Origin of the sequence: Streptomyces pimonensis (genome assembly GCF_041380215.1) — a bacterium.
GTDB lineage: Bacteria > Actinomycetota > Actinomycetes > Streptomycetales > Streptomycetaceae > Streptomyces > Streptomyces pimonensis.
This window is the reverse complement of record NZ_JAHWZY010000005.1, coordinates 17,655-37,876: the sequence shown is the minus strand read 5'-3', so window position 1 is coordinate 37,876 and position 20,222 is coordinate 17,655. Positions and strand designations below refer to the sequence as shown.

15 protein-coding genes are annotated in these 20,222 nt (G+C 72.7%); 11 read left to right on the top strand and 4 right to left on the bottom strand.

The genetic code is table 11. From position 1 onward, the window contains the following. Window positions 1-16: 16 nt before the first annotated feature. On the bottom strand, window positions 17-1,744 hold the full coding sequence (ctaD, locus tag KYY02_RS06880) for an aa3-type cytochrome oxidase subunit I (RefSeq protein ID WP_371236590.1): 1,728 nt from the start codon (window positions 1,742-1,744) through the stop codon (window positions 17-19). A 231-nt stretch (window positions 1,745-1,975) separates the two neighbouring features. Between ctaD and KYY02_RS06875 the strand changes: the two genes are divergently transcribed. Beyond that, entirely contained in the window at window positions 1,976-2,581 is a 606-nt protein-coding gene (locus KYY02_RS06875; RefSeq protein ID WP_371236589.1) for an RDD family protein, read from the top strand. Here KYY02_RS06875 and KYY02_RS06870 read toward each other — a convergent pair. Next, complete coding sequence (locus tag KYY02_RS06870) at window positions 2,541-3,350, bottom strand: endo alpha-1,4 polygalactosaminidase (RefSeq protein WP_371236588.1); 810 nt, start codon at window positions 3,348-3,350, stop codon at window positions 2,541-2,543. The two genes, KYY02_RS06875 and KYY02_RS06870, sit on opposite strands and share 41 nt — an antisense overlap. A 311-nt stretch (window positions 3,351-3,661) precedes the next feature. Here KYY02_RS06870 and KYY02_RS06865 point away from each other — a divergent pair, with 311 nt between their 5' ends. The 7 genes from KYY02_RS06865 (at window position 3,662) to KYY02_RS06835 (ending at window position 14,739) form a co-directional block, all read left to right on the top strand. Further along, the gene (locus KYY02_RS06865) at window positions 3,662-5,194 is read left to right on the top strand and encodes a leucyl aminopeptidase (RefSeq protein ID WP_371236587.1); all 1,533 of its coding nucleotides are present in this window, start codon (window positions 3,662-3,664) and stop codon (window positions 5,192-5,194) included. 454 nt (window positions 5,195-5,648) lie between these two features. Next, window positions 5,649-7,037 (top strand): dihydrolipoyl dehydrogenase, encoded by a 1,389-nt coding sequence (lpdA, locus tag KYY02_RS06860; RefSeq protein WP_371236586.1) that lies wholly within the window; start codon window positions 5,649-5,651, stop codon window positions 7,035-7,037. Between the two features lie 62 nt (window positions 7,038-7,099). Beyond that, the gene (gene sucB / locus KYY02_RS06855; protein ID WP_371236585.1) at window positions 7,100-8,899 is read left to right on the top strand and encodes a 2-oxoglutarate dehydrogenase, E2 component, dihydrolipoamide succinyltransferase; all 1,800 of its coding nucleotides are present in this window, start codon (window positions 7,100-7,102) and stop codon (window positions 8,897-8,899) included. A gap of 214 nt (window positions 8,900-9,113) precedes the next feature. Next, complete coding sequence (locus KYY02_RS06850) at window positions 9,114-9,737, top strand: GntR family transcriptional regulator (protein ID WP_371236583.1); 624 nt, start codon at window positions 9,114-9,116, stop codon at window positions 9,735-9,737. Between the two features lie 420 nt (window positions 9,738-10,157). Continuing rightward, window positions 10,158-12,860, top strand: a complete 2,703-nt coding sequence (aceE, locus tag KYY02_RS06845) for a pyruvate dehydrogenase (acetyl-transferring), homodimeric type (protein ID WP_371236581.1) — start codon at window positions 10,158-10,160, stop codon at window positions 12,858-12,860. 60 nt (window positions 12,861-12,920) lie between these two features. Beyond that, window positions 12,921-13,895: a helix-turn-helix transcriptional regulator gene (locus KYY02_RS06840; protein ID WP_371236580.1), complete on the top strand. Its 975-nt coding sequence runs from the start codon at window positions 12,921-12,923 to the stop codon at window positions 13,893-13,895. A gap of 325 nt (window positions 13,896-14,220) precedes the next feature. Continuing rightward, window positions 14,221-14,739, top strand: a complete 519-nt coding sequence (locus KYY02_RS06835) for a DUF4240 domain-containing protein (RefSeq protein WP_371236832.1) — start codon at window positions 14,221-14,223, stop codon at window positions 14,737-14,739. Window positions 14,740-14,779: 40 nt separating this feature from the next. On the opposite strand, the gene KYY02_RS06830 is transcribed toward KYY02_RS06835, so the two are convergent. Next, entirely contained in the window at window positions 14,780-15,598 is an 819-nt protein-coding gene (locus KYY02_RS06830) for a peptidoglycan recognition protein family protein (RefSeq protein WP_371236830.1), read from the bottom strand. Window positions 15,599-15,913: 315 nt separating this feature from the next. On the opposite strand from KYY02_RS06830, the gene KYY02_RS06825 reads away from it, so the two are divergent. Further along, window positions 15,914-17,098 (top strand): MarP family serine protease, encoded by a 1,185-nt coding sequence (locus tag KYY02_RS06825; RefSeq protein ID WP_371236579.1) that lies wholly within the window; start codon window positions 15,914-15,916, stop codon window positions 17,096-17,098. A 24-nt stretch (window positions 17,099-17,122) separates the two neighbouring features. Here KYY02_RS06825 and KYY02_RS06820 read toward each other — a convergent pair whose 3' ends face one another. After that, on the bottom strand, window positions 17,123-17,608 hold the full coding sequence (locus KYY02_RS06820) for a GNAT family N-acetyltransferase (RefSeq protein ID WP_371236578.1): 486 nt from the start codon (window positions 17,606-17,608) through the stop codon (window positions 17,123-17,125). 72 nt (window positions 17,609-17,680) lie between these two features. Here KYY02_RS06820 and KYY02_RS06815 point away from each other — a divergent pair, with 72 nt between their 5' ends. After that, on the top strand, window positions 17,681-18,583 hold the full coding sequence (locus KYY02_RS06815; RefSeq protein WP_371236577.1) for a TIGR01777 family oxidoreductase: 903 nt from the start codon (window positions 17,681-17,683) through the stop codon (window positions 18,581-18,583). A 216-nt stretch (window positions 18,584-18,799) separates the two neighbouring features. Continuing rightward, a complete protein-coding gene (locus tag KYY02_RS06810) occupies window positions 18,800-20,191 on the top strand; it encodes an NAD(P)/FAD-dependent oxidoreductase (RefSeq protein WP_371236576.1) in 1,392 nt (463 codons plus the stop codon). The last annotated feature ends 31 nt before the right edge of the window (window positions 20,192-20,222 follow it).

Below are 20,222 nucleotides of genomic sequence, written 5' to 3'. Positions count from 1 at the left end.
GTCCCGGCCCGCGATCTCACCGCTGCTTGTCGCCGGGGGCCACGGTCACGGAGGCCCCGGGATGGTTCTCGATGTCGTCCAGTGCGGCGATGTCCGGGTGGTGCAGGTCGAACGCCGGGGACTCGCTGCGGATCTTCGGCAGGGTGAGGAAGTTGTGCCGCGGCGGCGGGCAGGAGGTCGCCCACTCCAGGGAGCGGCCGTAGCCCCACGGGTCGTCGACGCCGACCGGCTCGCCGTACTTGGCCGTCCACCAGATGTTGTAGAAGAACGGCAGCATCGACGCGCCGAGCAGGAACGAGGCGATCGTGGAGACCGTGTTCAGCGCGGTGAAGCCGTCCGCGGCCAGGTAGTCGACGTACCGGCGCGGCATGCCCTCGGCGCCCAGCCAGTGCTGGACGAGGAAGGTGCCGTGGAAGCCGACGAACAGCGTCCAGAAGGTGATCTTGCCGAGCCGTTCGTCGAGCATCTTGCCGGTGAACTTCGGCCACCAGAAGTGGAAGCCGGCGAACATCGCGAACACCACGGTGCCGAACACCACGTAGTGGAAGTGCGCGACGACGAAGTACGAGTCCGTGACGTAGAAGTCCAGCGGCGGCGAGGCCAGCAGGACGCCGGTCAGACCGCCGAAGAGGAAGGTGATCAGGAAGCCCAGCGCCCACAGCATCGGCGTCTCGAAGGAGAGACTGCCCTTCCACATGGTGCCGATCCAGTTGAAGAACTTCACCCCGGTCGGCACCGCGATCAGGAAGGACATGAAGGAGAAGAACGGCAGCAGGACCGCACCGGTGGGGAACATGTGGTGCGCCCACACCGTCGCCGACAGACCAGTGATCGCGATGGTCGCGCCGACCAGGCCCATGTAGCCGAAGATCGGTTTGCGGGAGAAGACCGGGATGACCTCGGAGACGATGCCGAAGAACGGCAGCGCGATGATGTACACCTCGGGATGGCCGAAGAACCAGAACAGGTGCTGCCACAGGATCGGCCCGCCGTTGGCCGCGTCGAAGATGTGCGCGCCGAACTTGCGGTCCGCCTCCAGGGCGAACAGTGCGGCGGCGAGGACGGGGAAGGCGAGCAGGACCAGCACACTGGTCAGCAGCACGTTCCAGGTGAAGATCGGCATGCGGAACATCGTCATGCCCGGCGCGCGCATGCAGACGATCGTGGTGATGAAGTTGACCGCGCCCAGGATGGTGCCGAAGCCCGAGAAGGCCAGGCCCATGATCCACAGGTCGTGGCCGACGTTCGGCGAGTAGGGCTCGGTCGACAGCGGGGTGTAGGCGAACCAGCCGAAGTCGGCCGCCCCGTTGGGGGTGCCGAAGCCGGAGACCGCGATCAGCGAGCCGAACAGGTACAGCCAGTAGGCGAGCATGTTCAGCCGCGGGAACGCCACGTCGGGCGCGCCGATCTGCAGCGGCATGATCCAGTTGGCGAAACCGGCGAACAGCGGCGTCGCGAACATCAGCAGCATGACCACGCCGTGCATCGTGAACGACTGGTTGTACTGCTCGTTCGAGAGGACCTGCAGACCCGGCCGGGCCAGCTCGGCGCGCATCGCCAGCGCCAGGATCCCGCCCAGCACGAAGAACCCGAACGACGTCGTCAGGTACAGCGTGCCGATCGTCTTGTGGTCCGTGGTCGTCAGCCACTTGACGACCACGTCGCCACGCCTCTGACGCCTGACCGGCAGCTCGTCCTCGTAGGACTCCTTGTGGAGTGAGCCCGCCGTGCTCTTGTCCGCCACTGTCCGAGTCCTCCTGTGGGCCTGGGGAAAGTTACGAAGGCAGCATGACGGGACGATTCCCGGATGCGCCCGAAACAGGGCGTTGTGGCGCACTTTCCACTCGGCAATCGGGTGACGCCGGTTTCCCACCGCCGTGTCACCGGGCCGGAACGATCTCCCCGCCCCCCTGTGGCCCCGCGGTCCGCGCCGCTGGTCTGAGCCGCCGGACCGACAGAACAGCGGGGGGCGTCGATGCCGGCATTCCGCCGCGCCGTGGCCTGGTGCATCGACTTCGCGCTGGTGGTGGCGCTGGCCTCGGCGCTCGCGGTGCTCACCTTCAGCCGCATGTCCGCCCTCGTCACCGACGTGCCCGAACTCGCCGCCCGCGGCGGCTTCGACCTGCTGACCTCGCGCGGTGACGTGGTCGGCGCCTCCGAGGGCCTCGGCCTGTCGCTGTGGGACGAGTCCGTGCTGTACGTCGAGCAGGCCTTCGGACTGCTGGTCGTCGCCACGTTCCTCTACCAGTGGGCGTGTCTGACCCTGCTCGGGCGCACCGTCGGCAAGGGGCTGACCGGGCTGCGGATCACACCGCGCGGGGCCGGCGCGGCGGCGCGCCGGGCGGCGGTGACCACGACGGCGGACGTCGCCGTGTACGCCGTGTCCTGTGTCCTGCTGGTCGAGGGGCGGTTCGCGCTGTCCGTGCTGGTGTGGGCGGTCGCGGTGGCCCTGTTCCTGTGCAACGCGCTGCCCGTGCTGGGCCCCGGCCGCCGCTCCCTCGCCGACCGGGTGGCGGGCACGTCGGTGACGGAGCCGGGCCTCAGCAGGCCCGACGCCATGCGTCCAGTTCGTACTTCTTGAGCAGGGAACTCAGCCCCAGCCGCCCGGAGTCGGCGCAGAAGCGGTCGGTGGTCAGCTCGTACTCGACGTGGAAGACGGCCTTGCCGGCCTCGACGAACGGGGTCAGCTCCGCGCACTCGTCGTACTGGGCGCACTGCTCGTTGACCGCGAAGTCGAAGTCGTCCACCAGTTCGGGGATCTGGTCGAGGTCGTTCTTCAGGCCGACGGCCATACCGCGCTCATGGGCGAGCCGGGCGACGAGCCGGTTGTAGCGGAGCTGGTCGTCGGCGGTGAGCGGGAAGCCGGTGCGGTTGCGGTAGCCGTCCATGTTGTCCGGCTCCACCGCGTCGAAGCCCTTCTCCCTGCACATGTCGAGGCGCCGCGCCATGAGCGGTTCCAGTACGTCGGTACGGCGGATGTCGAGCCAGCGCTCGCCCTCCCAGCCGTTGCCGCGGCCGATCACCGACTCCGGGAAGTCGTCCGCGTCCGGACGGAAGTCCTCCCAGGCGCCGGTGGAGAGGTAGCAGATGACCTTCCGGCCGTCGCGGTGCAGCTTCGCGACCGTCTTCTTCGGGTGGTCGAAGCCGTCGATGTCGTAGACCGGGACATCGACGGAGGTGTCGAGCCGTCCGCCGAGCTGCCACTGCCAGTCGGTGCCGGGCCGGGGCCGCCAGCGGTCGCCGGCCGGCGTCTGCGCGCCGGCCGCGGAATCGGCGCCGGGTCCGGGCGCGGCCGTACAGGCCGCCAGCAGCAGGACGAGCAGCGGGGCCAGGAGGAAAGGTCGTCTCACCGGGGGTCTCCAGAAGGGGCGGCGGCGCGGTCGGCGCCACGGGCAGCACACAGGAACCTCAAGGATGATCGTCGCCGCCCCCTGGTGCGGCGGCGGGGCCCGGGACAAGGCCGCGGCGTCACCACGGGGTGAACACCACGGGAATGAGCGAACGCACACACGCGCGTAGTCTCGTCCCGAGTGTTCGCCGCACCGGCGACGACCCCGGCCGGACCGCACCCGCACGTCGCAACTAGGGTCGGCTGCCGGGCCCGGTCGACCCACACCTTTCGGCCACAGCAACTTCACATCGGAAGCGAGATTTCACCACCGTGACTGCTCTCACTCTCAGCACCGCCGCGATCCCCGGCCTGCGGGCCGACGCGATCGTGATCGGTGTCGCCAAGGGCTCCGCGTCAAAGCCCGGGGGGCCCGTCGTCGCACCGGGCGCCGAGGCCGTGGACCAGGCGTACGACGGCAGGCTCGCCGGCGTCCTGAAGACCCTCGGCGCCTCCGGTGCCGAGGGCGAGGTGACGAAGCTCCCCGCGCCGGCCGGCCTCAAGGCGCCGCTCGTGGTGGCGGTGGGCCTCGGCGCCCGTCCCGAGAAGGACGCCGGTTACGACACCGAGGCGCTGCGCAAGGCGGCCGGCGTGGCCGCCCGCGCCCTCGCCGGCGTCAAGAAGGCCGCGTTCGCCCTGCCGCTGACGGACGCCGCCGACGCCGGCGCGGTCGCCGAGGGCGTGCTGCTGGGCGCGTACTCCTTCGACGCCTACAAGGACAGCGGCAAGGACGGGAAGAACGGCAAGGCGCCGCTCGCCGAGGCCGCGCTGCTCGGCGGCAAGCCCCGCGACAAGGCGTACAAGGCCGCGGTCGAGCGCGCCGTCGCCGTCTCCGAGGAGCTCAACCGCGCCCGCGACCTGATCAACACCCCGCCGAACGACCTCGATCCCGAGGCGTTCGCGGCCGTCGCCCAGACCGCGGCCAAGGAGCACGGCATCAAGGTGCAGGTGCTCGACGAGAAGGCGCTGGCCAAGGGCGGTTACGGCGGCATCCTGGGTGTGGGCGCCGGTTCGGCGTCGGGTCCGCGGCTGGTGAAGCTGTCGTACACCTCGGCCAAGGCGAAGAAGCACCTCGCGCTGGTCGGCAAGGGCATCACCTACGACTCGGGCGGCATCTCGCTGAAGCCGGCCGGTCACAACGAGACGATGAAGTGCGACATGAGCGGTGCCGCCGCCGTGTTCGCCGCGGTCGTCGCCGCCGCGCGCCTCGGTCTGAGGGTCAACATCACCGGTTGGCTGGCGCTTGCCGAGAACATGCCGTCCGGCTCGGCCACGCGCCCGGGTGACGTGCTGCGCATGTACAGCGGCAAGACCGTGGAGGTGCTCAACACCGACGCCGAGGGCCGGCTGGTCCTCGCCGACGCGCTGTGGGCGGCCTCGCAGGAGAAGCCGGACGCGATCGTGGACGTCGCCACGCTGACCGGCGCGATGATGCTGGCGCTGGGCAACCGCACGTTCGGGATCATGGCGAACGACGACGCGTTCCGCTCCGCGGTGCACGGGGCGGCGGAGGAGGTCGGAGAGCCGGCGTGGCCGATGCCGCTGCCGGAGCACCTGCGCAAGGGGATGGACTCGGCGACCGCCGACATCGCCAACATGGGTGAGCGGATGGGCGGCGGGCTGGTCGCCGGGCTGTTCCTGCGCGAGTTCGTGGGTGAGGGGATCACCTGGGCGCACCTGGACATCGCCGGACCGGCGTTCAACGAGGGCGGGCCGTTCGGGTACACGCCGAAGGGCGGGACGGGATCGGCCGTCCGCACCCTGGTGCGGGTCGCCGAGCTGGCGGCCTCGGGGGATCTCGACTAGGGCTGCCTGTAGGGGCGTGATCGTCGAGGGGTGCGGGAAGTCGTGCGACCGCGGGCCCGTCGTGGCCGGGCGTCCGCGCGACGGAGACGCGGACCGGGCACGGCCCCGCGCCCCTTCGGGTCGGCCGCGGCCACACCCGCCCACGGGCGCGCACCGCACGGGGCACGCCCGCGCGACGGAGACGCGGATCACGTGCGGACCGTTGCCTTCAGCGCGGACGCCCAGCCGCAGATCAGACAGGCCTCGCATCCTGGAGGACTGTCCCGGCGGCCGTCGCACGGGGAAGTGGGGTGTCTCACACCACGGCCCGGCGTCTCGTTCGGCTCCTGCAAGTGCGAAGATGGGCTCGGCAGGACAGGGCCCCACCTAAGGGCCGAGAACATTGAGCGGCCGGACACCAGCCGCCGACCGGTCACTGGAGACCGGCGTGGCGCACATGCTTGGAGGACGTGACGTGGCGAACGACGCCAGCACCGTTTTCGACCTAGTGATCCTCGGCGGTGGAAGCGGCGGCTACGCCGCGGCCCTGCGCGGGGCACAGCTGGGCCTGGACGTCGCCCTGATCGAGAAGAACAAGCTCGGCGGCACCTGCCTGCACAACGGCTGCATCCCCACCAAGGCCCTGCTGCACGCGGGCGAGATCGCCGACCAGGCCCGCGAGAGCGAGCAGTTCGGCATCAAGACGACCTTCGAGGGCGTCGACATGGCGGGCGTGCACAAGTACAAGGACGACGTGATCGCCGGTCTGTACAAGGGCCTGCAGGGTCTGGTCGCCTCCCGCAAGGTCACCTACATCGAGGGGGAGGGCCGGCTGTCCTCCCCCACCTCCGTCGACGTCAACGGCCAGCGCGTCCAGGGCCGCCACGTCCTGCTGGCGACCGGCTCCGTGCCGAAGTCGCTGCCGGGTCTGGAGATCGACGGCAACCGGATCATCTCCTCCGACCACGCCCTCGTCCTGGACCGCGTGCCGAAGTCCGCGATCATCCTGGGCGGCGGTGTCATCGGCGTCGAGTTCGCCTCCGCGTGGAAGTCCTTCGGGGCCGACGTCACGATCGTCGAGGGCCTCAAGCACCTCGTGCCGGCCGAGGACGAGAACTCCTCCAAGCTGCTGGAGCGCGCCTTCCGCAAGCGCGGCATCAAGTTCAACCTGGGCACCTTCTTCCAGAAGGCCGAGTACACCCAGGACGGCGTCAAGGTCACCCTGGCGGACGGCAAGGAGTTCGAGGCCGAGGTCCTGCTCGTCGCCATCGGCCGCGGCCCGGTCTCGCAGGGCCTGGGCTACGAGGAGCAGGGCGTCGCCATGGACCGCGGCTACGTCCTGGTCGACGAGTACATGCGCACCAACGTTCCCACCGTCTCCGCCGTCGGCGACCTGGTCCCGACCCTCCAGCTCGCGCACGTCGGCTTCGCCGAGGGCATCCTGGTGGCGGAGCGGCTGGCCGGTCTGAAGACCGTCCCGATCGACTACGACGGCGTCCCGCGGGTGACGTACTGCCACCCGGAGGTCGCCTCCGTCGGCGTCACCGAGGCCAAGGCCAAGGAGATCTACGGCGCGGACAAGGTCGTCGCTCTGAAGTACAACCTGGCGGGCAACGGCAGGAGCAAAATCCTGAAGACCGCGGGCGAGATCAAGCTCGTCCAGGTCAAGGACGGTGCGGTGGTCGGCGTCCACATGGTCGGCGACCGTATGGGCGAGCAGGTCGGCGAAGCCCAGCTGATCTACAACTGGGAAGCGCTGCCGGCCGAGGTGGCCCAGCTCATCCACGCCCACCCGACGCAGAACGAGGCGATGGGTGAGGCCCACCTGGCGCTGGCCGGAAAGCCCCTCCACTCCCACGACTGACGCTCTCGGTCATCGGGCGCGACGACACAGACTTCCGCACTTCCAAAGGAGCAACCGAAACCATGGCGGTTTCCGTAACCCTTCCGGCGCTCGGCGAGAGCGTCACCGAGGGCACTGTCACCCGCTGGCTGAAGGCCGAGGGCGAGCGCGTCGAGGCCGACGAGCCGCTGCTCGAGGTCTCCACCGACAAGGTCGACACCGAGATCCCCGCTCCCGCCTCCGGCGTGCTGTCCTCCATCAAGGTCGCCGAGGACGAGACGGTCGAGGTCGGCGCCGAGCTGGCCCTGATCGACGACGGCTCCGGCGCCCCCGCGGCCGAGCAGGCTCCGGCCGCCGAGCAGGCCGCCCCGCCGGCCCCCGCCCCGGAGCCTCAGGCCCAGCCCTCCACCGAGCAGCCCGCCCCGGCCCCGGCGCCCACCACCGAGGCCACGGCCGGCGGCGGCTCCGCGCAGGGCACGGACGTGGTCCTGCCCGCGCTCGGCGAGTCCGTCACCGAGGGCACCGTCACCCGCTGGCTGAAGTCGGTCGGCGACACCGTCGAGGCCGACGAGCCGCTGCTGGAGGTGTCGACGGACAAGGTCGACACCGAGATCCCTGCCCCCGCCTCCGGCACGCTGCTGGAGATCGTGGTCGGTGAGGACGAGACCGCCGAGGTCGGCGCCAAGCTCGCCGTCATCGGTGAGGCGGGCGCCGCTCCGGCCCAGGCCGCCCCCGAGGCTCCGGCGCAGCCCGCCCCGGAACCGGCCCAGGCCGCCCCCGAGGCCCCGGCGCAGCCCGCCCCGGAACCGGCCCCGACCACCCCGGCCCCGCAGCAGGCCGCCCCGGCGCCCGCTCCGGCTCCTGCCGCTCCGGCCCCGGCCGCTCCGGCTCCGCAGGCGCCCGCGGCCCCGGCCGCCGCTCCCGCCGCCGCCCAGGCCACGGACGAGGGCGCCTACGTGACCCCGCTGGTGCGCAAGCTCGCCGCCGAGAACGGCGTCGACCTGTCCGCCGTCAAGGGCACCGGCGTCGGCGGCCGTATCCGCAAGCAGGACGTCATCGCCGCCGCCGAGGCCGCGAAGGCCCCGACCCCTGCCGCCGCCCCGGCCCCGGCCGCCGCGGCGGCGCCCGCCGCGAAGAAGGCCCCGGCCCTCGAGGCCTCCCCGCTGCGCGGTCAGACCGTGAAGATGCCGCGGATCCGCAAGGTCATCGGCGACAACATGGTCAAGGCCCTGCACGAGCAGGCCCAGCTGTCCTCCGTGGTCGAGGTCGACGTCACCCGCCTGATGAAGCTGCGCGCCCGCGCCAAGGACGCGTTCGCGGCCCGTGAGGGCGTCAAGCTCTCCCCGATGCCGTTCTTCGTCAAGGCCGCGGCCCAGGCGCTGAAGGCCCACGCGCCGATCAACGCCAAGATCAACGAGGCCGAGGGGACCATCACCTACTTCGACACCGAGAACATCGGTATCGCGGTGGACTCCGAGAAGGGCCTGATGACCCCGGTCATCAAGAACGCCGGCGACCTCAACATCGCCGGTATCGCCAAGGCCACGGCCGACCTGGCGGGCAAGGTGCGGGCGAGCAGGATCAGCCCGGACGAGCTGGCCGGCGCGACCTTCACCATCTCCAACACCGGTTCGCGCGGCGCGCTGTTCGACACGATCATCGTGCCCCCGGGCCAGGTCGCGATCCTCGGCATCGGTGCCACGGTCAAGCGTCCGGCCGTCATCGAGACCGAGGAGGGCACGGTCATCGGCGTCCGCGACATGACCTACCTGACCCTCTCCTACGACCACCGCCTGGTGGACGGCGCCGACGCGGCCCGTTACCTGACGGCGGTCAAGGCGATCCTGGAGGCGGGCGAGTTCGAGGTCGAGCTCGGTCTGTGATCCCGTGATCCGCGGTCGTTGACACGGTCGTACGGTGCCCCCGTCGGGGAAGCCTTCGAGGCTTCCCTGGCGGGGGCACCGGCGTATGGAACGTGTAAGTCTCGTCTCACCTGGGCGAAAGCGCCCTGTGCGCCCCTCCCGTGCGGGCCGACCGCCGTATTGTCTAAGCGTCAAAGCCCCCCGGGGGCCCGTGGGCCCCGCTAAGGAGCCCCTCATGACCGCGCCCGTCGTCCACTCGCTGCGCGAACAGATCCGCGAGCACATCCTGGAAGGGATCATCAGTGGACGCTGGCAGCCGGGCGAGCGGATCGTGGAGCGGCGGATCGCCACCGAGCTGGAGGTCAGCCAGACGCCCGTGCGGGAGGCGCTGCGCGAGCTGGAGTCGCTGCGGCTGATCGAGTCGGCACCCAACAAGGGCGTGCGCGTGCGGAATCTGACCGCCGCCGACCTGGAGGAGAGTTACCCCGTCCGGGCCGGTCTGGAGGCGATCGCGGCGGAGTTGGCGGCGGCGCGGCTGGCGGAGGACTGCTCGGCGCTGGAACCGCATGTCGCCGCGTTGTACGAGGCGGACCGGCTGGCGGACGGGACGGGGCAGGTGCGGCACACCGTGGCGTTCCACCGGGCGCTGGTGCGGGCCGCCGGCAACTCGGTGCTGCTGCACACGTGGGAGGGGCTGGGGATCGAGGTGTTCACGGCGTTGTCGATACGGTGGCTGGGGACGGTGCAGCAGTCGTACGCGGAGGAGCACGAGGAACTGGTCGCGGCGTTCCGACGACGGGATCCGTTGATCGCCGATCTGGTCAAGGCGCATGTGCTGGGGTGCGCGCCCCGGGCGTAGTCGCGGGAGTTCCTCCGCCGCCCCTTCCCGCCCCGCCCCCGGGCCCCCTTCGCGCCCGCGCGGCGGAGCCGCGTGCCGACACCGCCCGCGCCCCCTTCAGGGCCGTCGCCCCCGGGGGGAGGCGGGGGAACCGCGCGGACAGCCACGGCTGGTCCACGGCCGCCATACGACCGGAACGCCCGCGCTCTTCCGTGCGCACACCCCCTCACCTGCCCGAACAACCCGACTGGACAGTCACCCGGTGCCACCGTCGGAGGCACCCCGTGCCGACTTTCTCGAGATCGAGAGGTTTTACCCCTCAACCCTTTGATCGATCATCGATCAGGGAGTTATTGTCGCCAGCGGGCTTCCACCCGAGGCCTCCGCCCTGTCCTGCCAAAGACACAAGGGCACCCCCCTTCGACTGAGGAAGGCGGCGACATGACCGACCCCAACGCCATCCAGCCGAGCGAGCTCGACCAGCTCCCGGACCGCGACCCCGAGGAGACCGCCGAGTGGCAGGCCTCCCTGGACGCCGTCACCAAGGCGGCCGGGCCGCACCGTGCCGCGTACCTGATGCGCCGCACGCTGGAGCGTGCCGAGGGAGCCGGCCTCGCGCTGCCGAAGCTCCTCGAGACGGACTACGTCAACACCATCCCCACCTCCGCCGAGCCCGCCGTGGACGGCGACGAGGCGCTGGAGCAGCGGATTACCGCCTGGAACCGCTGGAACGCGGCGGCCATGGTGACCCGCGGCAGCAAGTACGGCGTCGGCGGCCACATCGCCACCTTCGCCTCCGCGGCCTGGCTCTACGAGACCGGCTTCAACCACTTCTTCCGCGGCAAGGAGGGTGACGGCTCCGGCGACCAGCTCTACATCCAGGGCCACGCCTCCCCCGGCATCTACGCCCGTGCCTTCCTCGACGGCCGGATCAGCGAGCAGCAGCTCGACAACTTCCGCCGTGAGGCGGGCGGCAACGGCCTGCCGTCGTACCCGCACCCGCGCCGCCTGCCCTGGCTGTGGGAGTTCCCCACCGTCTCCATGGGCCTCGGCCCGATCTCCGCGATCTACCAGGCGCGGTTCAACCGCTATCTGACCAGCCGCGGCATCAAGGACGTCTCCGACTCCCACGTCTGGGCGTTCCTCGGCGACGGCGAGATGGACGAGCCCGAGTCGACGACCGCGCTCACCCTCGCCTCCCGCGAGCAGCTGGACAACCTGACCTTCGTCGTCAACTGCAACCTGCAGCGTCTCGACGGCCCGGTCCGCGCCAACTTCAAGATCGTGCAGGAGCTGGAGGCCCAGTTCCGCGGCGCCGGCTGGAACGTCATCAAGACCCTGTGGGGCACGGCCTGGGACGAGCTGTTCCGGCTCGACACCACCGGCGCCCTCGTCCGCCGACTCCGTGAGGTGCCGGACGCGCAGGTGCAGACGTACCAGACGCGCGACGCCGCCTACATCCGCGAGGACTTCTTCGGCAAGGACCCGGCGCTCGTCGAGATGGCGAAGCTGCTGAGCGACGACAAGATCCTCGAGTGCTTCCACCTCTCCCGCGGCGGCCACGAGTCCCGCAAGGTGTACGCCGCGTACAAGGCCGCGCTCGCCCACAAGGGCGCGCCGACCGTGATCCTGGCGCAGACGGTCAAGGGCCACACCCTCGGTGAGGGCTTCGCCTCCAAGAACGCCAACCACCAGATGAAGAAGCTGACGGTGGACGAGTTCAAGGCGATGCGCGACCGGCTGGAGCTGCCGATCCCGGACTCCCGGTTCGTCGACGGCCAGGTCCCCTACGTCCACCCGGGCGCCGACTCCCCCGAGGTCCGCTACCTCCAGGAGCGCCGTGCCGCCCTCGGCGGCCCGGCCCCGGCCCGCCGCGTGCACCCGGTCGCGCCGCTGCCGCAGCCCGCCGACAAGGCGTTCGCCGCCTTCGACAAGGGCTCCGGCTCGCAGAACGTGGCCACCACCATGGCCTTCGTCCGCCTGGTCAAGGACCTGGTCCGCGACAAGGAGACCGGCAAGCGCTGGGTGCCGATCGTCCCCGACGAGGCGCGCACCTTCGGCATGGAGAGCCTCTTCCCGTCCCTCGGCATCTACTCGCCGATGGGCCAGACGTACGAGCCGGTCGACCGCGACCAGCTGATGTACTACAAGGAAGCCAAGAACGGGCAGATCTTCAACGAGGGCATCACCGAGGCCGGTGCCATGGCCGAGTTCGTCGCCGCCTCGACGTCGTACGCGACACACGGCGAGACGATGATCCCGTTCTACATCTACTACTCGATGTTCGGCTGGCAGCGCACCGGCGACCAGATGTGGCAGCTCGGCGACCAGCTCGGCCGCGGCTTCCTGGTCGGCGCCACGGCGGGCCGCACGACGCTGACCGGTGAGGGCCTGCAGCACGCCGACGGCCACTCCCCGGTCATCGCGGCGACCAACCCGGCGGCCCTGACGTACGACCCGGCGTTCGCGTACGAGATCGCCGTCATCGTCAAGGAGGGTCTGCGCCGGATGTTCGGCGAGGCCGGGCCGGACGAGGACCAGAACGTCTTCTACTACCTGACGGTCTACAACGAGCCGCTGCCGCAGCCCGCCAAGCCGTCGACGGCCGGTATCGACGAGGGCATCGTCAAGGGCCTGTACCGCTTCAACACGGCGGAGTCCGCGGGCCTGTCCCCGGCCGGGAACGCTCCGCGCATCCAGCTGCTCGGTTCCGGTACGGCGATCCACTGGGCACTGAAGGCACAGCGGCTGCTCGCCGAGGAGTGGGGCGTGGCCGCCGACGTGTGGTCCGCCACCTCGTGGACCGAGCTGCGCCGGGACGCCATGGAGGCGGACGAGGCGATGCTGCGGGGCGAGGAGCGGGTGCCGTTCGTCCGGCAGGCGCTCCAGGGCGCCGAGGGTCCGGTGCTCGCGGTCTCCGACTACATGCGCCAGGTCCCGGACCAGATCGCGCAGTGGGTCGAGCAGGACTACTCGTCGCTGGGCGCCGACGGCTTCGGTCTGTCGGACACCCGTGACGCGGCCCGCCGTCACTTCGGGGTGGACGCCGAGTCCATCGTCGTCGCGGCCCTGGCCCAGCTCGCCCGGCGCGGTGAGGTCCAGGCCGCTTCCGTGAAGGAAGCGCGCGAGAAGTACGGCCTGTAAGGCCCGGCCGTGCAGGAGGCCCCCGCCGTCACGGTGGGGGCCTCCTGCATGATGAGGCCCATGCGCGCTGCCCGGCTGATCAAGATGGTGCTGCTGCTCCAGTCCCGGCCCTCCATGACCGCCGCCGAACTGGCGCGGGAGCTGGAGGTGTCCGAGCGCACGGTCACCCGGGACGCGCAGGCGCTGTCGGAGGCCGGGGTGCCGGTGTACGCGGACCGGGGGCGGATCGGCGGCTACCGGCTGGTCGGCGGCTACCGGACGCGGCTGACCGGGCTGGCGCGCGGTGAGGCGGAGGCCCTGTTCCTGTCCGGGGTGCCGGGGGCGCTGCGCGAGATGGGCCTGGAGGACGCGGCCTCGGCGGCCCGGCTGAAGGTGTCGGCCGCCCTGCTGCCGTCCCTGCGGGACGCCTCCCGCACGGCCGCGCAACGGTTCCACCTGGACGCGCCCAACTGGTTCCACGAGCCGGACACGCCCGAGCTGCTGCCGGCGGTCGCGGACGCGGTGTGGGACGACCGGCGGATCACCGCCCGCTACCGGCGTGGCGAGCACGATACGGAACGGGAGCTGGAGCCGTACGGGCTCGTGCTCAAGGCGGGCGTCTGGTACCTGTGCGCGCGGGTCTCCGGGCAGGGCTCCTTCCGGGTGTACCGGATCGACCGGTTCACGGCGGTGGAGGCGGGCGCGGAGCGTTTCGAGCGGGAGCCGGACTTCGATCTGCCGGCGTTCTGGGAGGAGCGGGCGGAACAATTCGCGCGCTCGATCCTGCGGGCGGAGGTCGTGGTGCGGCTGTCGGCGGAGGGGGTGCGCCGGCTGCCGCACGCCGTCGACCCGCTGTCCGCGCGGGAGGCGCTGGCGCGGGCGGGCGAGCCGGACGGCGCGGGGCGGGTGACGGTGACCCTGCCGGTGGAGTCGGAGGAGGTCGCCCGTACCCAGCTGACGGCGCTGGGGGCGGAGGTGGAGGTGCTGGCGCCGGCGTCCCTGCGGGAGTGGTTCGCGGCGGAGGCCGCGCGGCTGGCGGAGCTGTACGGGCGGTGAAAGGGGGCGCCCTTTCCGCCCCGTGGTCCGTCGCCCCCGCCGTCCCTTCCCCGGGCCGCGCCCCGGACCCCCTTCGCGCCCACGCGGCGGATCCGCATGCCGGCACGGCCCCGCGCCCCCGGGTGAAAGGGGGTGCCCTTTCCGCCCCGTGGTCCGTCGCCCCCGCCGTCCCTTCCCCGGGCCGCGCCCCGGACCCCCTTCGCGCCCACGCGGCGGATCCGCATGCCGGCACGGCCCCGCGCCCCCGGCCGATTCCCGCGCCTTCGGGGGACGCGGCGCACTGCGGGTGCGTCCGCGGGCCGCAGGGTCGATGCTGGACCTCGTGATGGACGAGACGGAGTTCTGGGAGCTGGTGGACACCGCCCGCGAGGACGCCGGAGGCGATCCCGAGGAGCAGGCCGACCTGCTGGTGGAGCGGCTCGTACGGCTGGACCCGGAGGCGGTCCTGGACTTCGCCCGTCACTTCGAGTCCCGCTACCACCGCGCCTACCGCTGGGACCTGTGGGCCGCCGCGTGGCTGCTGCTGGGCGGGGCGAGCGACGACGCCTTCGACTACTTCCGGTGCTGGCTGATCGGCCAGGGCCGGGAGGTGTTCGAGGGCGCGCTGCACGACCCGGACGCGCTGGCCGATCTGCTGGACGACTTCGACGAGGAGATCGACGGCGACGGCGAGGACCTCGGTTACGCGGCGGACGAGGCGTACGAGCAGCTCACCGGCACGGTGGCGCCCGACCTGGACCTGCCCCCGGCCCCCGCGGAGCCGGAGGGCGCCCCGCTCGACTTCGAGAACGAGGCCCTGCTCGCCGAACGCTGTCCCCGGCTCTGGGACCGCTTCCGGTCCTGAGCCGGGGAGCCGCCCACCGCAACCGCGCTCACCTCGTGGCTCACCTCGTGGCCCCCGCGATCCGGCTGTCCCCCTCCCGCGCCTCCTCCTGCGCCTCCTCCTGCCGCTCCCGCCGGTGCCCGGCGTCCGGCGTCCGGCCCTGCAGCTCCGCCGCCATCCTCCTGATCACCGGCAGACGGGCTTGCAGGGCGGCGCCCGGGCAACTGGTCATGAAGCCGTCGCTGTGGCCCGCGAGGGCGGGCAGCGTCGCGGTGGTGCCGCTCGCGTACCGGCTGCCGTCGTTGCTGGAGACCAGCTGGACGTCGGATCGCGGGTCGGTGCCGGACAGGCCGAGCTTCCAGGCCGCCAGCGCGGCGATCGCGCGCTCCATCGCGGGCGGCACGGGCACCCCGGCCCTGAAGGTGCCGAGCGCGGCCACGCCGGTGCTGCGGTGGTTGAAGCCCAGGGTGTGGGCGCCGGTGACGGGGCGGCCCGGGCCGCCCGCACGGCCTTCGTAGATGGTGCCGCAGCGGTCGACGAGGAAGTTGTAGCCGATGTCGTCCCAGTCCCGGGAGGTGGTCTGGCCCTCGTGGAGGTTGCGGATGTGGGCGGGGGCCTCGGCGCAGTCGTAGTCGTTGGGCGAGTCGGTGTGGTGGACGAAGACGGCGACGACCTTGTCGTCGTAGCGCGGGGGCGGCTGTGCGCGGCCGGCGTCGCCCGCCCAAACCGCTCTCGGCATGATGGGCGGTCGGGGCGCCGTGTGGGCGGCCGCCTCGCGTGCGAGGGCGGCGTCCGGTGACTCCGCGGCCCGCTCGACGCCGTACGCGCACAGCACCAGGGCGACCGCCGCGGCGATGCCCGGCACGCACCCGAGGAGCACTCTGGCGGTCCTGGGCAGGCCCGCGCGGCCGGTTGTGCGGGATATCAGGGAGGCATGGCGCAGCCGCGCTCCCCCTGGTCTCGTGAGGACACGCATGCCCTCACTGTGGGTCCGGCCGGGCGAGCCCGCGATGTGGCCGTGCCAACCGGTGGACCCGCCGTCCGGCCTGCGGCGGAACCATCGTCCGGGTCCTCGGCGTTCTTCCGGGTACACGCGCGTGCGGCCGTTCCCCGACGGTCACGCGCGTGGCCGATCACCGGGCCCCTCCCCCACGTACCGACGGGCCGCGGTGGTCCCGAGAGAGAGGCGGCGTGCGTGGACCTGCTCGACATCCTGCTGGTGCTGGTCGTCCTGGCCCACGCGGTGTCCGGTTACCGGCGCGGGCTGCTGGCCGGCTGCGTCTCGCTGGCCGGTTTCGTGGGCGGCGCGGTCGTGGGCGTGTGGATCCTGCCGTGGATGATGGACCTGGTGACGCCGGGGACCACCCGGGCGACGGTGACGGCGGTGTTCACGGTGCTGCTGCCGGCCGTGCTGGGCCACGAGCTGGCGGGGCGGCCGGCGCTCCGGCTGCGGCGGGAGCTGGACCGGGGCCCGCTGCGGGTGGCCGACGGGGCCGGCGGGGCGGTGGCCAACTCGGTGGCCGTGCTGATCGTGGCGTGGGTGGCGGCGAGCGTGCTGGGCGCGTCCTCCTCGCCGCTGGTGACGTCGGCGATCCGGGACTCGCGGCTGCTGGGCGCGGTGCAGGACGTGATGCCGGACACCACCCCGGGCTGGTTCTCCCGGGCCACGTCGGCGCTGACCGAGGCGGGTTTCCCGCAGGTCTTCAACCCGTTCGAGAACGAGTCGACCGCCGAGGTCGCCGCGCCCACCGGGGACAGCGTCACCGCGGCCGCCACCCGGGCCGCGCAGCGCAGCACCGTGAAGGTCGAGGGCGTCGCGGGCGCCCAGGGCCGCGAGGGCAGCGGCTTCGTGTACGCGACGGAGCACGTGATGACCAACGCCCATGTGGTGGCCGGCGTCGACGAGCCGACGGTGCGTGTGGGCGGTGTGGGACGGAGGTACGAGGCACGGGTGGTGCTCTTCGACCCGCAGAAGGACGTGGCGGTGCTGTACGTGCCGGATCTGCGGGCGCCCGTCCTGGAGTTCGACGACGACGCCGGGCGGGGCGACCCGGCGGTCGTCGCGGGCTATCCGCAGGACGGCGACCTCGACCTGCAGGCGGCGACGGTCGCCGGCCGGCTCCAGGCCCGGGGGCAGAACATCTACAACGACGCGACGGTCACCCGCGAGATCTACTCGATCCGCTCGACCGTCCGTCCCGGCAACTCCGGCGGCCCGCTGCTGACCACGGGCGGGCGGGTGTACGGCGTGGTGTTCGCGCGCTCCACCTCGGACCCGGAGACCGGCTACGTGCTGACGGCGGACGAGGTGGCCGACGACGCCGGGCGCGCGGCGGACGCGACGGCGCCGGTGGACACCGGGGAGCCGGTGACGTCGTAGGCCTCGTGGGACCCGTGGGCCCCGTCAGAGCAGCGACCGCCCCATCATGACGTCGTCGACGTACTCGCCTCCGACGAAGAACTCCTCCGGCTGCACGCCCTCCACGACGAAGCCCTCGGACTCGTAGAGCGTGCGGGCGGCGGTGTTGTGGCCGAGCACGCGCAGGGTGATCCGGCGGGCGCCGCGCTCCCGCGCCTCCGCGACGGCGGCCCGCACCAGGACCCGGCCCACGCCCAGACCGCGCGCCTCCTCGGCGACGGCGAGGCCGCGGATCTGCCGTACGTGCGCGTTGGCGGCGAGGTCGGTGGCGAAGCCGAGGCGGACGTACCCCACGATCCGGCCCCCGTACTCGGCGACGAGATGCTCCCGGGGCCCGGAGCGCTCGCTGAAGAACGAGTCGTGCGTCGGCCGCGGGACGACGGCGTGCACCGTGGACCAGGTCTCCCGGTCGAGGCGGGCCAGCTCCCCCTCGTCGCCGGAACGGGCGATGCGTACGGACAGCTCGGGCATGAGCGCAACTGTACGGCCGCGTCCTGCCGCCCCGGCCGTGATTTCCGTGCCGGGAGGGGCAGGATGGTCGCCATGGAACGTTCCCGAATCGCGGTGGCCGGTGCGTCCGGGCTCATCGGTGGCGCGCTGGCGCGGTCCCTGGCGGCGGACGGACACGAGGTGGTCCGGCTGGTGCGGGGGGCGCCCCGGGCGGCGGACGAGGTCCGCTGGGACCCGGAGCGCGGGTCGGTGGACGCGGCCGGCCTCGCCGGGTGCGAGGCGGTGGTCAATCTGGCGGGCGCCGGAGTCGGCGACCGGCGCTGGACGGCGGCCTACAAGGCGCGGATCAGGGCCAGCCGGGTCGAGGGCACGACCGCGCTCGCGGAGGCCGTCGCCGGACTGCCCGAGGACGTACGGCCCCGGGTGTTCCTCAACGGCAGCGCGATCGGCTACTACGGCGAGACCGGCGACCGGGCGGTGGACGAGAGCGCGCCGCCGGGCGAGGGCTTCCTGCCGGAGCTGTGCGTCGAGTGGGAGGCCGCCGCGGCGCCGGCGCGGGAGGCGGGCGTGCGGACGGTGTTCGCCCGCACCGGGCTGGTGGTGGCGCGCGGGGGCGGGGCGTGGGGCAGGCTCTTCCCGCTGTTCCGGGCCGGGCTGGGCGGCCGGCTGGGCGACGGGCGCCAGTACTGGTCGTTCGTCGCGCTGCACGACGAGGTGGCCGCGCTGCGCCACCTCCTGGACACCGACGAACTGTCCGGGCCGTTCAACCTGACCGCGCCGCATCCGGCGACCAACCGTGAGATCACCGGGGCGATGGCGCGCGTGCTGCACCGGCCGGCGGTGTTCGCGGTGCCGGCTCCGGTGCTGCGGACGGTGCTCGGGGAGATGGCCGGGGACGTCCTCGGCAGCGCCCGGGTGCTGCCGGCCCGGCTGCTGGAGTCCGGCTTCCGGTTCGCGTTCCCCCGGATCGAGGGGGCGGTCCGGGCGGCGCTGTGAGCACGGTCCGACCGGAACCGGTCCGTCTCTGAGCCCTCTGCGACCACACGGTGCCCATCCGGGGTGCGCATGCGACCGCCGTGCGCCCGTGCCCTGTCCATGCGCGACTGACCGGGCGCTCGGCCGCGACCCTAACCTCGACCCGAACTCGTGTATCCCTGGAGCCTGTTGAGGGCATGACGTCTCCAGCGCCCGCGCAACCTCGAGGAGGGCCACGTGCTTGAGCCCACGTACCAGGCGGACGTCGTCGTCGTGGGGGCCGGAGTCGCCGGACTCTCCGCGGCACGACGGCTGACCAGCGCAGGAGTCACCACCATGGTCCTGGAGGCCGCCCACGAGGTGGGCGGCCGGATGGCGACCGAGAAGGCCGACGGCTTCCGGCTCGACCGGATCGGACGGCTGCTGTCCACGGCGTATCCCGAACTACGGCCGGCCTCGGGCCTCGACGGGCTGGTGCTGCGGCCCTTCGCGCCCGGCGTCCTGCTGCACAGCGACGGACGGCACCACCGTGCGGGCGCGAGGGGGGCGCGGAGCACAAGGGGCGCACTCCACGCCGTACGCGCCCTGGCGAGCGCCCCGAGGCCCGGAGGCGGGCCCAGGAGGCCGGCGGCCGTGCCCGGACGGCAGGTGTCCGTGCCCCGCAGCCGCACCGGCGCCCCGCTGGGCACGGCGGTCGACCAGGCACGCCTGGGCGCCGCGTTCGGCAAGCTCGTCGGCACACCGGTGGAACGGCTGCTGGCCCGGCCCGAGACGACGGCGGCCGAGGCGCTGCCGGCCCGGGGCCTGCCCGCCCGGACCATCGACGGTTTCCTGCGTCCCCTGCTCGCCGCCCTGCTGTGCGATCCGGATCTCACCACCTCCAGCCGGTGCGCGGATCTGGCGCTGCGGGCGTTCGCGGGCGGGCGGCTGTGCATGCCGGAGGGCGGCTCCGAGGCGCTGCCGCGGCAGCTGGCGCGTACGCTGCCGCCGGGCACGGTGCACACGGGGGTCCGGGTGACCTCCGTGTCGACGACCTCGGTGACCACCGCGGAACACGGGGAGTTCCGGTGCGGCGCGGTGCTGATCGCGACCGGGGCGCGGGCCGCCGCCGAGCTGCTGCCCGGGCTGCGGGTGCCGGACTTCCACCCCGTGACGGTGGTGCACCACAGCACCGACGAGGCCCCGGGGACCGGCGCCTCGCTGCTGCTCGACGCCGAGCGGGGCGGGCCGGTCGCGCACACGGCGGTCGTCAGCCGGATCGACCCGTCCCGGGCCCCGGCCGGCCGCACGCTGGTCAGCTCGACGGTCCTGGGGCCGCCCGTGCCGGGGATCGACACGGCCGTACGCATGCATCTGGCCCGGTTGTACGGCGTGTCGACGGCGCGCTGGGAGACGCTGGCGGTGCACCACACCGCGGAGGCGGCTCCGGCGATGCGGCCACCGCACGACCTGCGGCGGCCGGTGCGGCTGCTGGCGGGGCTGTACGTGTGCGGTGACCACCGGGACACCGGGACGGTGCAGGGGGCGTTGCACTCGGCGCACCGGGCGTCGGCGGCGATCCTGACGGACCTGGGGGTGAACCGACCCATGCACGCGGCGGATCCGGTACCGACGGCTCGGGCGGCGTGAGCCGGGGTGGGGCGCGCGCCCCGCGTTTCGC

Bases quoted from the DNA above. Each gene is read 5' to 3' on its own strand.
- KYY02_RS06875 (WP_371236589.1), top strand. From the start codon at position 1,976: ATGCCGGCATTCCGCCGCGCCGTGGCCTGGTGCATCGACTTCGCGCTG.
- aceE (WP_371236581.1), top strand. From the start codon at position 10,158: ATGACCGACCCCAACGCCATCCAGCCGAGCGAGCTCGACCAGCTCCCG.
- KYY02_RS06835 (WP_371236832.1), top strand. From the start codon at position 14,221: ATGGACGAGACGGAGTTCTGGGAGCTGGTGGACACCGCCCGCGAGGAC.
- sucB (WP_371236585.1), top strand. From the start codon at position 7,100: ATGGCGGTTTCCGTAACCCTTCCGGCGCTCGGCGAGAGCGTCACCGAG.
- KYY02_RS06815 (WP_371236577.1), top strand. From the start codon at position 17,681: ATGGAACGTTCCCGAATCGCGGTGGCCGGTGCGTCCGGGCTCATCGGT.
- KYY02_RS06820 (WP_371236578.1), bottom strand. From the start codon at position 17,608: ATGCCCGAGCTGTCCGTACGCATCGCCCGTTCCGGCGACGAGGGGGAG.
- KYY02_RS06850 (WP_371236583.1), top strand. From the start codon at position 9,114: ATGACCGCGCCCGTCGTCCACTCGCTGCGCGAACAGATCCGCGAGCAC.
- KYY02_RS06840 (WP_371236580.1), top strand. From the start codon at position 12,921: ATGCGCGCTGCCCGGCTGATCAAGATGGTGCTGCTGCTCCAGTCCCGG.